The sequence below is a fragment of the Maribellus mangrovi genome (assembly GCF_037646455.1).
In the GTDB taxonomy this organism is placed as follows: domain Bacteria; phylum Bacteroidota; class Bacteroidia; order Bacteroidales; family Prolixibacteraceae; genus Draconibacterium; species Draconibacterium mangrovi_A.
The window spans coordinates 217,210-230,326 of sequence record NZ_JBBIXN010000006.1 but is presented as its reverse complement, the minus strand read 5'-3'; the positions used below and the strand labels follow the sequence as shown (position 1 = coordinate 230,326).

Here is a 13,117-nt window from a genome sequence, read left to right as displayed (position 1 = left end):
TGAGATACTTAAATATAAACAAAACCTTGTTTCTTTTCTAATAAATTATTGTGTTTCTTATGTCGAACTGACGTTAAAATAAGGAAACTTTACTATGGAGAAATTTGAAAAACTGCTGGATTATGGTCAAAGTTACTGGCTCGATAATTTATCGAGAGAAATAATCACCAATGGAAAACTGGAAGAAAGAATAGAAAAAGAAGGATTAAGAGGCATTACCTCGAATCCGAAGATTTTTAAGAAAGCCATTTCCGGTGGTCATTTATATGATGATCAAATAAAAGCGCTCTCCGCTAAAGGGAAAAAACCGGAAGAAATATACGAAGCACTGGCGATTGATGATATTCAAAAAGCCTGCGATTTGATGCGACCAGTATTTGAGGCTTCAAATGGCAAGGATGGATATGTGAGCCTTGAAGTTTCGCCATACCTGGCAAGAGATACTGAAAAAACCAAGTCGGAAGCCCGACGCTTGTTTAAAGCAGTTGATCGCCCAAATTGCCTTATTAAAATTCCCGGAACAAAAGAAGGAATTCCGGCCATTGAAGAAATGCTTTACGAAGGCATTAACATCAATATCACACTGCTGTTTTCGGTTGAAAGCTACGAAGCGGTTGCTGAAGCATATCTGAAAGCATTGGAACGCCGGGTAGACGAAGGCAGGCCCGTTGATAAAATAGCATCAGTTGCCAGCATTTTTTTAAGTCGTATCGATGTACTTACCGATAAAATTCTATTGGATAAAATAATTCCCCGGCAAACAGGCGAAAAGAAAATTATAGCCGGTAATATATTGGGCGATACTGCCATTTCCACGGCAAAAATTGCCTATCAAAGTTTCCTCGAAACTTTTAGCGGCACCCGCTGGGAAAAACTCGCTGCCAAAGGAGCGCATGTTCAACGGCCACTCTGGGCAAGTACAAGCAATAAAACAGAAGGTTACAGCGATACGCGATATGTTGAACCACTGATTGGCCCGTCTACCGTAAACACCATGCCCGATAAAACCATCGAAGCTTTTGCGCATCATGGAAAACTACTTCCAAACACAATCACAGAAGATGTAAAAAAAGCATACCGGGTTTACCGCGATTTAGAAATCATTGAATTGAGTTTGGAAGAAATTACCGGCCGACTGGTGGAAGAGGGAATTGACAAGTTTGTTGAGCCTTACGACGAGTTGCTAAAAACAATTGAAAGGAAGCAAAATAAATTCGCGCCCAAATAGATAACTGCGCGGAGAGTACTCAGGTTAATTTTAAAAGGCGAAATTGAAAGCAAAATAAACTCCGGAGCATTAGAAAAATAAGAAAGAAACACAGCTATGGAAAAATATGATTTTGGTTTATTGGGATTAGGTGTAATGGGCAGAAATTTTATTCTGAACATTGCGGAAAAAGGCCATTCTGCATTGGGATACGATCTGGATGAGGAAAAGGTGGATGCCTTGAACAAAGAGGCCAACGAGTTTAAGGTGAAAGGCGTGAGTTCGTTGGAGGATTTTATTTCGGGGCTTGCCAAACCGCGAAAAATAATGCTTCTTGTACCGGCAGACGTGGTTGATAAGGCATTGGATGAACTGCTTCCGATGCTCGAAAAAGACGATTTGATAATCGATGGCGGAAACTCGCACCCGAACGACACAGAGCACCGCGAAAAAAACATTGCAGAAAAAGGATTCAGATACCTTGGTGTAGGTATCTCGGGAGGTGCCGAAGGTGCTAGACACGGCCCCAGTATGATGCCCGGAGGAAACAAGAAATCGTACAAATTGGTTTACGATGTGTTTACTGATGCTGCAGCCGAGGCAAAAGGCGAGGCCTGTGTTACCTGGTTGTGAAAAGGGGCTGCCGGACATTTTGTAAAAATGGTACACAATGGCACTGAATACGGAATTATGCAACTGATTGCAGAAATTTACAATCTGGCTAAAAATGGCCTTGGTATGAATAACCCTGATATGAGTGCCATGTTTAAAAAATGGAACAACAGTTCGGTGGCATCGTACCTGGTGGAAATAACAGCGGATATACTGGAAAAAGAAGACAAACGCGAAGGCGGTTTCCTTATCGATCATATTTTGGACAGTGCTCAGCAAAAAGGAACAGGAAAATGGACGTCGCAACTAGCCATGGATTTTGGGGCCCCGGTGCCTACCATCGATACGGCTGTTTCTATGCGCTATTTATCCGCATTTAAAACAGAGAGAGTAAAGGCAGATTCTATGCTGAAAGGCCCGGTGGGCCGCATTGAAGAAGATAGGACGACTTTTATCGAAAAAATGAAGGATACTCTGTACTTCGGAATGCTGATTACCTTTGCCCAGGGATTTGAATTTCTGCGTATTGCTTCCGAACAAAAGGATTTTGGCTTAAATCTCGACAAGGTGGCGCGAATTTGGAGAGGTGGATGCATTATCCGCTCCGAAATGCTCGATGACTTTATGAAGGCTTACGAGAACGTTCCCGAGCTACCCAATTTGATATTCGATGCCCGACTTTCAGCAACAGCCAACGAATCACAACAGATAGTGCGCGATGTTGTTCTTCAGGCTGTAAAAATCGGTTTGCCGGTTCCCTGTTTTATGTCTTCAATTGAATATTTCGATGCCTACCGCAGCGGACACCTGGCAGCAAACATGATTCAGGCACAGCGCGATTATTTTGGCTCACATATGTACCAGCGTATTGGTGAAGAGGGTGTTTTTCATACCGACTGGTAAGATTCAAAACAAAGCAAGCAAAAATTAATTTATTTTAAATCAATACATTACCTTGTGAATTGACTGTATTTTATTAATTAATTATTTTTCAGTTTTTTCATTTAATTGTTGCAACGATTGCTGTAAATCTTCCAATGCTTTTCCGGCATCATTAAAATCTTTTTGCTGCATCGACTCCAGGTAATTTTCAAATGCATTGTTTGCCCGCTTAATCAGCTCTTTGATCGTTTGTGGAGCAGCGGCTTCTGCCGATTCATCCGATGTTCTCTGTATTTTCGATTCACTTTCCTTGTAGAGACCGGCAAGCGCTTCATCAAATGTTTCGGCATAACTCAGGTTGTCGTTGTGCATCACAGCTACAAGTCTTAATTCAGGATATGCCGAAGTTTCTGATTGCAGGTAGATAGGTTCCACATAAATTATTGTTTCATCGATTGGAATAGCCAGCACATTTCCGCGGATCACGTTCGAACCACGTTGGTCCCAGAGTGTGAGTTGTCCGGATAGGTAAGAGTCCTGATCGATTTTGGTTTCTACCTGTTGGGTACCCAAAATGCGTTTCTCCTTTGGAAATTTGTAAGCCAGAAAGCGACCGTAATTTTCACCATCGCATAGGCCTGCAATCCATCCAATCATCACCTGTTTGTCTTTAGGCGTAAACGGAAGGATTAGCGAGAATTCCATTTTATTGCTCCCGGATTGCTGCCACATAATATAATATGGCTCCACAGGTTGTACATTGTTGTAATACTTTTCCGTGGCTCTTACCCACAAATCTTCCTGGTTATAAAAAACTGCCGGATCGGTCATATGGTATTTGGCGTAAACCAAGCCCTGTATAAGTAACATATCGGCCGGATATCGAACATGGTTTGTTAATCCTTCAGGCATATCGGCTTTATCTTTAAGCAATCCCGGAAAGATTTTCTGATAGACCTGAACCAGCGGATCTTCTTCTTCAAAAACATAAAAATTAACTGCCCCGGTGTAGGCATCCACTGTTATTTTTACCGAATTGCGGATGTAATTTTTACCTCGAAGGTTTCTGCTTACATGACTGAAAAGACTTTGGTCGGTACTCCCTCGGTTATAACCTATGCGTTCCATCGACGAAAATGGTTCGCTGTAAGGATAATACCCTGATGTAGTGTAAGCATCCATGATCCAATACAAATGTCCGTCATTCAGTACGATGTAAGGATCATCATCGAAATCGAGGAATGGGGCAAGTGCTTTTACACGTTCTTTAATGTTACGGTGAAATAAGATTCGACTTTCGGGATTGGGGTACCCCGAAAGTAATAAGCGTGTGCCACCGTATTTCGAACCATACAGAAACTTTCGCCACAAACCGGATAAGGGTACTCCTCCCTGTCCTTCATAACGGGTGTAAATATTATTTTCGCCGCTCGGATAATCAAACTCCTGTTCATCGGTATTTACCACCACAAAATCGTTGGCCAGTTCGCCATAATACAGTTCGGGCCTTTTCACTTCCAGTTCATCATATTTATTCACAGGCGGAATATCTTTTACCAGTAAATTAGGCAATCCTTCTGAAGTAAATTCATTTACCCGATTCAGGGTAATTCCATAGCCGTGTGTGTATTTAAAACGTTTGTTTACAAAAGTCTGGCTTTCAGCCGGCAGGTTTCGTGTTTCCATTTCACGTGCCGAAATCATTACTTCGTTGTATTTGCCGTCAATCACGTAACGATCAATATCGACATCGGTAAATTCGTAATAGAGCCTTATTTCCTGGAACTGTTTAAACACTGCATCCAGCGCCCGGTAGTCCCATAATCTAATGTTTTTCAGAAGATTATTGTTGGAGCTTACTATGTTCTGTGAAAAATTTTCCGATACCGGAAATTCATTTTCTTCTACTTTGTTGAGGTGAAAACCGTAGCGGGTAAATTCAATGTTATTTTCGATGTACGGTCTCTCAACCGTAATTTCGTTGGGTTCTACTTTAAGCCACTGAAAAAGTGAGGGCACAATTGAAAGCGTTACGAGCCAAAAAATAAATGCGGCAAGTGGTATAACAACAGTTTCCTGTATTCCCCAAAATCTATTGCTTTTTCCGAATATTCCGGAAATACGTTTACGAACGGTTGGTACCATGAGGCTAACTCCTGCGATTGCCGTTAATATTGAAATAATGAGGAGTAGCGGCAAGCGGATGTTGTCATCGGTCCAGCCCGGGCCGGATACAACACCTTCAGTTGAATACAGCAAGCCAAAACGATCGAGAAATTTACCACAGGCAAGTACGATCAAAAGTACGCCAATACTTACAAACAGCGATTTGTTTTCGTTGAAATCTTCACGAAATGTAATTTGCGAATTTCCGTCCTGCTGTTTCTTAAAACTGGCAATAACCGAAGCAATTAATGCAAAAACGGTGAGCGAAATAAAAGTACTGTAAATTAACTCGAGAAAAGGATAAACAAACAAGTAAAACCCGGTTTGCATATTCAATACAGGTTCGGTGATGGAGGTATCAATTCTGAATAGAAATTTTAATACCACCTCCCAGTCGGAATACAGCCAAAGCCCGCTTAGAATAGCACTGATAAGAACTGTGAGGTACCTGATAAGTTTTTGGTTGCCTTTTTTGAGCGAAAAAGTGAGCAGGTAAACATAAAGTCCAGCTACAATAAAAGCTACAATGAACAAGCCTATTTTGGTGAACCAAACCGTCCAGAATCGATCGTTGTATCCCAACTGATCGAACCAAAGCTTTTCGCCCCAAAAATCCATGAAGCCAGAAAATAATAATGTGATTAGGGCGATAACAGCTCCTGTGGCAATTACAGAAACTTTTTTTGCTGTTACGCCTTTGTAAATCAGAAAAATTGCCAGTGCGATAAATACAAGAAATAGTGCAGTATACATTTCAGTTTGTTTTTAGTAGTACAACTGATACATACAATTTTGTGCCAGTAAATTAAAGTTGTTGCCTTTTTACTAATCAACAGCATAAATATTTATTCGCTGAATTCTATAGTAAATCGAAGTGTTTTGTAATTGGCATTCTATCAGTTAAATACGAAATTAGAGTTTTAAGTCACCAGCCTTAATCAGAATTAACCGATCGGGATATAATCTGTTTGTCGAATTTGAATAATTGAGGAAATATTGCTCAAAAGGAGTAATTAAACCACACGAGCATTCCTGCTTAGAAGAAGTGGCGGAAACATTTAATCTGTAATTGCCTGGATAGTAGTGTTTAATTGCCAGTACTTAAAAGATGATTAGAAAGGATGTTGCTGGCATGTTCATTGATTCCTTCATTCGTAGAATTATAAGATTAAAAAATTATGATAATGATTGAAGTTCAGTCATCACAATTTAAATTATAGAAACAAGTTATGAAAACACTAAAGTACATTCTCTTTTTTACATTAAATTTATTGGTAACAAACCTGCTTGCACAGCAAACAAAATGGGTTGCTGACAAAGCTCACACTAAAATAAAATTCTCGGCCATTCACATGGCCATTTCCGAGGTGGAAGGGCAGTTTAACGATTACACTGTTGAAGTTTTTGCCGATGGTGATGATTTTAATGGCGCCGAAGTTAAGGTTACCATTAAATCGAATAGCCTTGAAACAGGCAATGCCGACAGAGATGATCATTTACGGTCGGATGAGTTTTTGGGGGTAGCAGAATATCCTGAAATTACATTTACCGGCGAGCTTAAAAAGAATATTAAAGATCCGGGACACACGCTCGAAGGCGTTTTAACGATCAGGGACGTTTCAAAACCGGTGAGTTTAAATGTTCAGCATAAAGGAACCGTTGAAGCCATGGGTGCTGTGCGCGCAGGTTTTAAACTAACGGGTTCTATTGATCGTTTTGATTACGATGTTGACTGGAACAAGACTTTTACAAGCGGACTGGTAGTAAGCAAGGAAGTCAAAATTATTTGTGACATCGAACTTAATAAAGCAAAGGAACAATAACAGAATGATTCAATTTGGATCAACTCAAATTAAAACAAATGATTTCAAATCATGCCGTGTATAAAAATCGTCAACGGTTTTTCCGTAACGGCGTTACATATAAATTACAAGCTTTGTTTAAGAGGTTGTGGTATGGTTCCACCAATTGGGGAAATAGCACACAATTTACTCGACACTCGAAGCTTATTATCAGTTAATTATGTTGTGGCATGTTCTTTTCAAAAGAAGAGGCATGTCAGGCATTTTCCTGAAAATATAAACAGAAATATTATGATAGATTTAAAAGAAAAACATTGTAAACCCTGCGAAGAAGGAACTACACCCATTCAAGCTGATGAAATTGGAAAATTTAAGGAAGAGGTCAGCGATGATTGGAAAGTAGTGGACAATAAGAAAATAACAAAGGAATTTCCTTTCGAGAATTTTAAAAGAGGGATGGCCTTTGCACAAAATGTTGCGCTAATTGCGGAGACAGAAAATCACCATCCGGACATGTGTATTCACTACAGTTCAGTTAATGTGGAACTTAGCACGCACAAGATTGGCGGCTTGTCAGCCAATGACTTTATACTGGCGGCCAAAATCGACGAGCTATAACCGAAGGATGAAAATGGATAAAATGTAAAATAAAATGTTATGAATTATCGCGTTGAAAAAGACACATTGGGTAAAATAAAGGTTCCCAAAAACAAACTTTGGGGAGCGCATACAGAACGATCGCTTCGGCACTTTAGAATCGGGGCACCGGCTTCCATGCCTTATGAGTTGATTGAGTCTTTCGCGATAATTAAAAAAGCAGCGGCCACGAGCAATCACAAAGCCGGCATTTTATCGACCAACAAAAAGGAATTGATCAAACAGGTTTGTGATGAAATATTAAACGGTAAACTGAATGAGCATTTCCCGCTGGTAATTTGGCAAACCGGCTCGGGAACACACACGAATATGAACTGCAACGAAGTGATTGCCAACCGCGCCAAACAGCTAACAAAAAATGACTTTACGAAGGATGAAATAGCTGTTCACCCGATTGATGATGTGAATAAATCGCAATCATCGAACGATACATTTTCTGCGGCCATGCACATTGCTGCTTACACAAAAATTAAGAACGCGTTGATCCCGGTACTTAACGAACTTAAAAATACTTTCAGTCAAAAATCTCAGGAATTTAATTCGCTTGTGAAGATAGGCAGAACCCATTTTATGGATGCCGTGCCCATTACCCTGGGCCAGGAATTTTCGGCTTATGCAGCACAAGTTGAAAAGGGACTAAATGCCATAAAAAATACCTTGCCCGATTTGCAGGAATTGCCGCTTGGTGGCACTGCAGTTGGAACAGGCCTGAACACCCCGCCCGGCTTTGATGCTGAAGTGGTTAATGAAATTGCCCGGCAAACAGGAATACCGTTTAAAGTTGCCCCAAATAAATTTGCATTAATTGCGGCACACGATGCGTTTGTACATACGCATGGTGCCATAAAGCAGCTGGCCGTGGCTTTACTTAAAATTGTAAACGATATTCGCGTCATGGTTTCGGGACCACGAGCCGGATTGAGCGAATTGAAAATTCCCGCAAATGAAGCCGGTTCTTCCATTATGCCCGGGAAAGTAAATCCTACGCAGATCGAAGCGCTTTCGATGGTTTGCACTCAGGTTATGGGTAACGACGTATGCATTTCGGTGGCCAATTCTTACGGTCATTTTCAGCTGAATGTTTTTAAGCCCATTATCATTGCAAATTTTCTGCAATCGGCAACGCTACTGGCTGATGCGTGCAGTTCGTTCAACAAGAATTGTTTGGAAGGAATAGAACCGAATGAGGAAAAAATTGAATCGTATCTTAACAATTCACTCATGTTGGTAACGGCGCTAACACCTTATATTGGTTACGATGATGCCGCCAAAATTGCAAAGTATGCTCATAAAAATAACTGCAGCCTCAAAAAGGCAGCATCGAGACTTGATCTGATTTCGGAAAAAGAATTTGATAAATGGATAGATCCGGGCAAAATGACAGGTCCGAATGTATCCGTCAAAAAAATATAAATATTCAATTTTAAATATATGGAACATAAATTAAAGATACTTGAGAAGAAGTGGCTCACACACGATGTTATGCAATTTACCATGGTGAAACCGGAAGGATTTAGTTACAGTGCCGGTCAGGCCGTTGAAGTAACACTGGATACTCCGGAATTTAAGGACGACTGGCATCCGTTTACTTTTACAAGTTTAAACGAGGACGATTACCTGGAGTTTACCATAAAATCGTATCCGAAACATAAGGGGATGACCCTGGCACTTTCGAAACTGGAGAAAGGTGACCATTTTATTATTACCGATCCGTGGGACTCTTTTGAAAACAAGGGAGCCGGTGTTTTTATTGCGGGTGGAACAGGTGTAACTCCGTTTATTGCGCTGTTGCGCCAGCTCGAAGCGGATGGTAAGGTGAATGGGAGCAAGCTGATATTTTCAAATAAAACCGAGAAGGATGTTTTTCTTTATCAGGAGTTTAAAGAAATGCTGGGCGACAATTTTATCAATGTGCTTACCCAGGAAGAAGCGGAGCGTTTTTTACACGGGAGAATCGATAAAGACTTCCTTAAGAATCAAATCGATAACTTTAACCAGCCGTTTTATTTATGTGGCCCCGAGAATTTTGCCGATGACATTAAAGGTTACCTAAAGGAACTTGGCGCCGGTGATGACCTGGTAAATATCAGCCTGTAAGTGGAACAACACTCCGGTTTTATATTGTTCCGGTTTTAGCCCGGACTGCCGACACTAATGGCAACGCGTTTATTTTTGTTGTTATTAGTGTCGTTCAATTTGTCGATGTAAACCGTTTTAATATTTACAAATTCACGAATTCCTGCCACTGATAATTCGCGGCCGTATCCCGAGTGCTTTGTTCCGCCAAAAGGCAAACGCGGGTGAGATTTTACAAGCGCATTTATAAATACAGCTCCATCGTCAAATTCAGGAACTAAAGCCTGTGCTTTTTTCAGATCATTGGTAAACAACGAAACACCAAGTCCGTAAACCGATTTGTTACTCAGTTCGATGGCTTCTTCCACACTGTTTACAATGGTTATTGGTGCTACGGGTCCAAACACCTCTTCGTCAAACAAAGGCATTCCGGGTTTTACATTAACAACTAGTGTAGGATAGAAAAACGCACCTTCTGCCGGGGCTCCGGCAATGATTTTGGCTCCCATTTCAACCGAGCGATTGACCTGCTCTGTTACTTTCTCGGCCTGCTCGATGCTCGACAGTGGGCCAATATCAGTTTGTTCTTTTAAAGGATCGCCAACCACAAGTTTATTCAGGCTGTGTGTGAACTTCTCTATAAATTTCTCACTAATTTTTTCGTGAAGAATAAAGCGTTTAGCTGCTATACAACTTTGTCCGCCATTTTGCATCCGTGCCTTCAGACCGATCTCAACCGCTTTATCCACATCGGCATCATCAAGAACAATAAAGGCATTGTTACCGCCCAGTTCAAGTACCGACTTTTTAATGTTGTTTGCAGCTTCGGTGGCCACACTTTTACCCGCCGGTTCACTTCCGGTTAAGGTTACGGCTTTTATTGCTGGGTGTCCAATTATTTTCTTCACCTGTTTGGCACCGATCACCAGGTTCTGAAAGACTCCTTCGGGAAAACCGGCTTTATCCAGTAATTCCTGAATGGCCCTGGCACTGCGCTGAACGTTGGAAGCATGTTTGAGCAGAACTACATTTCCGGCCATTAAAGTTGGCGCAATAAATCGGAAGACCTGCCAGAACGGAAAATTCCATGGCATAACTCCCAAAATTGTTCCCAGTGGTTCGTATTCAATGTAAGATCCGTGCGATTCGGTAGCCACCGCCTCGCGGTGAAGGAAAATCTCCGATTCGTTGGCATAATACTCGCAAACCCACGAACACTTTTCAATTTCGGCTTTTGCCTCTGTTAATGGTTTTCCCATTTCTTCAGTAACGATTTCGCCCAGAGCTGTTGTGTTTTCAATCAGCAAATCGGCCAATTTTAACATCAATGCTTTTCGTTCATCAAACGATGTTTGTTTCCAGGCTTCGAAAGCAGTTTCAGAACGGGAAATTCGTTTATTGATCTCTTTTTCTGAGTACGACTCAAATGTTTCAATGACCTTATTGTTATAAGGATTTATACTTTTTAATTTCATGGTGTAATAATTTTAGTTTTCACGTTTACCTTTTGTAGAACCCAAAATTATACCACGAACCAGCAGTAGTGAGGTTGTTTTTGCAATGGATTGATAATTAGATTAATTCGCCGAATATTGTGTGTTTTATTTTATTTTTGTGTAGTTGGGGGTGTGTAAAATATCAACATATTTTACCAGAGTGTTGGCATACCGAAACGCATGGAAACCAGAGTTTTATTTTTGGACCCATTCACGGGCTGATTCTATTTCAGTGTAATCGAAATATTTGACTTCTCCTGAAATAAATGGACTGGCCAGATCGGACCACATTTTTTCCCAGCGATTTTTTCCTACCACTGCAATTTTTTTCATGTCGTTAAAATGCTTCAGATAAGTTTTTACATCTTCCCGGAATGCTTTGGGTTCAATTCCTTCCACATCGTTCAGCTGGATATAAAGTTTTATTTTCCCAAAGTCCTTCACCGCTTTTTCAATGAGCGGGGTGACTTTGTCATAGTCAACTTTTTTCAACTTGCCATCTACTTTAATGGCGATTAATTCACTTTTTGTAATATCAAGAATTTTAAACATAGCTAAATGGTTTTTATGCGCGGTTGCGCTGGTTAAATACTAAAATGGCTTCGGGACTTAGCACTCTGAATGTAAATGATCCGGTAAGAAATAATTTCACCTTTTCTGAAGTATGGCTGTCATACCCAATCGTATAATCCTGTCCGATTATCAATTCATAATCTCCTCCCCGCTGCGAGAGCAGGTAAGAATTGTTACTGAAATGATTGATCAGAACGTTTCCGCCAAGAACAGATTTCAGCTGTTTCTGAATGGGATAACCTTCTGATAATTTGATCAACTCCAGCCATTCTCTTTCATTTATAACTAAGGTGTAAGGTCCCTGAACTGCCTTGCTTTTAAAATGGATAATTTGATTCCCGATTTCTTTAAGAAAGGCATTCGGATCACTTGGGAGCGACACGGAATCGCCTTCCGCAGATTCTTCGAGCCCTTTAATAATGGCAGGTTCAAAACCTTCATAAACGGCATTTTCTTCGAAACCGGCCAGCTCACGGGCGGCATTTTCAAGAGGCGATAAATCAATGTCTTTTGCTCCTCGTTCCAGGTTATCGAGTTCCCACTGGTCGAGTTCAAATGGTTTTCTAACTTCGGCTAATGGCAAAAACTCCCGCAATCCGAAATTTACACCTTTCTCATCCTGGTGTGACGGTACTGTAAGTCTGCCGGTTGATATACCTCCCATTTCCAGTCCGTTGGGACCGTTGATGTCTGCAAATTTTCTTGCGGTTAAATAGTTTTCCAATACCTGTTTTGTTCTATTTGTTATTTCTTTCCAGGCTGCATCACAAACCGGAGCCAGTGATTTTCTTAAAATATTCATGTCTGTTATTTTTATTATTCGTTTTCTTCAATGCTTACAATATCTTTTTCAGTAAACAGATATTGTTTCATTTTTTCGTCCCATCCATCCATGTTTCTGCGCAACCACTCAAGGGCCATGCAAGCATGTTCCATTTCTTCCAGCTGATTGTGCCGAAGTATCTTTTTCAAATGTTGATCGGATGTAACGGTTAAACGCTGCTGGTACCAGTCGATGGCTTCAATTTCTTCCCTGAGTGTAACCAGAGCGCGTATAAAATCTCGTGTTTCTGTTGAAAGTTCGGATGGTGGTTCGTGATAATTTTCCATGTGAATACGATTTAAATTTTAGTGAATTAAATTCTTTGTTGTCTAATGTGTGTTTGTCGAACTGTTTACATGCTTTCTTCCATTTGCATACTGTTCATTATGGTCAATAACTGTTCGCGATTCATTCCTAATTTGATCTCCAGATTGTGAAAAATCTCATTTTCATAACCGTCGACATATTTCAAATCGGCCTCGGTTAATTGCGGATATTTCTTTTTAAGTTGGAGTCTAATCTCTGTCCAGTTGTTTTTTATTGAATTTTTTGATTTCATGACTGTTGTTTTTATTTGATACTTATGTTCATACAAATCATTACAACGGCCATAAATATGCCACTGTGCACGATATCTTCATACAATTCAGTGATTCTTCCTGATTCGCCCTGTGGTCAGGGCCTGGTAAAGAATATAGGATGGAGGAATTATGAGAGCTTGTATTTATTGGTGTGGAGTGGTTTCACAAAATGCGGAAAAAGGGCACAATGCAACAGCTTTATTTATGCATGCATTTTGCAACACGGTAATGCCTGATGAGCC

12 protein-coding genes and 1 pseudogene are annotated in these 13,117 nt (G+C 40.6%); 7 read left to right on the top strand and 6 right to left on the bottom strand.

What is annotated here, in order from left to right; translation table 11 throughout:
• Positions 1-94 precede the first annotated feature (94 nt).
• From tal to WFY05_RS20025, 3 genes and pseudogenes are all read left to right on the top strand, one after another.
• Entirely contained in the window at positions 95-1,228 is a 1,134-nt protein-coding gene (gene tal / locus WFY05_RS20035) for a transaldolase (RefSeq protein WP_340114711.1), read from the top strand.
• A 96-nt stretch (positions 1,229-1,324) separates the two neighbouring features.
• Positions 1,325-1,840: an NAD(P)-binding domain-containing protein gene (locus WFY05_RS20030; protein ID WP_340114710.1), complete on the top strand. Its 516-nt coding sequence runs from the start codon at positions 1,325-1,327 to the stop codon at positions 1,838-1,840.
• A 24-nt stretch (positions 1,841-1,864) separates the two neighbouring features.
• Positions 1,865-2,722 (top strand): annotated as a pseudogene (locus tag WFY05_RS20025) (NADP(+)-dependent, decarboxylating phosphogluconate dehydrogenase); the annotation flags it as partial.
• A gap of 81 nt (positions 2,723-2,803) precedes the next feature.
• Here the strand turns inward: WFY05_RS20025 and WFY05_RS20020 are convergent.
• Positions 2,804-5,620 (bottom strand): UPF0182 family membrane protein, encoded by a 2,817-nt coding sequence (locus WFY05_RS20020; protein ID WP_340114709.1) that lies wholly within the window; start codon positions 5,618-5,620, stop codon positions 2,804-2,806.
• A gap of 476 nt (positions 5,621-6,096) precedes the next feature.
• Here WFY05_RS20020 and WFY05_RS20015 point away from each other — a divergent pair, with 476 nt between their 5' ends.
• The 4 genes from WFY05_RS20015 (at position 6,097) to WFY05_RS20000 (ending at position 9,423) form a co-directional block, all read left to right on the top strand.
• Positions 6,097-6,690 (top strand): YceI family protein, encoded by a 594-nt coding sequence (locus WFY05_RS20015; protein WP_340114708.1) that lies wholly within the window; start codon positions 6,097-6,099, stop codon positions 6,688-6,690.
• A 270-nt stretch (positions 6,691-6,960) separates the two neighbouring features.
• On the top strand, positions 6,961-7,287 hold the full coding sequence (locus tag WFY05_RS20010; RefSeq protein WP_340114707.1) for a 4a-hydroxytetrahydrobiopterin dehydratase: 327 nt from the start codon (positions 6,961-6,963) through the stop codon (positions 7,285-7,287).
• Positions 7,288-7,326: 39 nt separating this feature from the next.
• Entirely contained in the window at positions 7,327-8,739 is a 1,413-nt protein-coding gene (gene fumC, locus WFY05_RS20005) for a class II fumarate hydratase (RefSeq protein WP_340114706.1), read from the top strand.
• Between the two features lie 18 nt (positions 8,740-8,757).
• The gene (locus tag WFY05_RS20000; protein ID WP_340114705.1) at positions 8,758-9,423 is read left to right on the top strand and encodes a ferredoxin reductase domain-containing protein; all 666 of its coding nucleotides are present in this window, start codon (positions 8,758-8,760) and stop codon (positions 9,421-9,423) included.
• Between the two features lie 35 nt (positions 9,424-9,458).
• Here the strand turns inward: WFY05_RS20000 and WFY05_RS19995 are convergent, their stop codons facing one another.
• The 5 genes from WFY05_RS19995 to WFY05_RS19975 all read right to left on the bottom strand — a co-directional run bounded on the left by WFY05_RS19995 (position 9,459) and on the right by WFY05_RS19975 (position 12,853).
• On the bottom strand, positions 9,459-10,877 hold the full coding sequence (locus tag WFY05_RS19995; protein WP_340114704.1) for an NAD-dependent succinate-semialdehyde dehydrogenase: 1,419 nt from the start codon (positions 10,875-10,877) through the stop codon (positions 9,459-9,461).
• A gap of 216 nt (positions 10,878-11,093) precedes the next feature.
• Positions 11,094-11,450 (bottom strand): SpoIIAA family protein, encoded by a 357-nt coding sequence (locus WFY05_RS19990; protein ID WP_340114703.1) that lies wholly within the window; start codon positions 11,448-11,450, stop codon positions 11,094-11,096.
• A 13-nt stretch (positions 11,451-11,463) separates the two neighbouring features.
• Complete coding sequence (locus WFY05_RS19985) at positions 11,464-12,273, bottom strand: family 1 encapsulin nanocompartment shell protein (protein WP_340114702.1); 810 nt, start codon at positions 12,271-12,273, stop codon at positions 11,464-11,466.
• Positions 12,274-12,287: 14 nt separating this feature from the next.
• Complete coding sequence (locus tag WFY05_RS19980; protein WP_340114701.1) at positions 12,288-12,581, bottom strand: encapsulin-associated ferritin-like protein; 294 nt, start codon at positions 12,579-12,581, stop codon at positions 12,288-12,290.
• A 65-nt stretch (positions 12,582-12,646) separates the two neighbouring features.
• Complete coding sequence (locus WFY05_RS19975) at positions 12,647-12,853, bottom strand: hypothetical protein (protein WP_340114700.1); 207 nt, start codon at positions 12,851-12,853, stop codon at positions 12,647-12,649.
• Between the last annotated feature and the right edge of the window lie 264 nt (positions 12,854-13,117).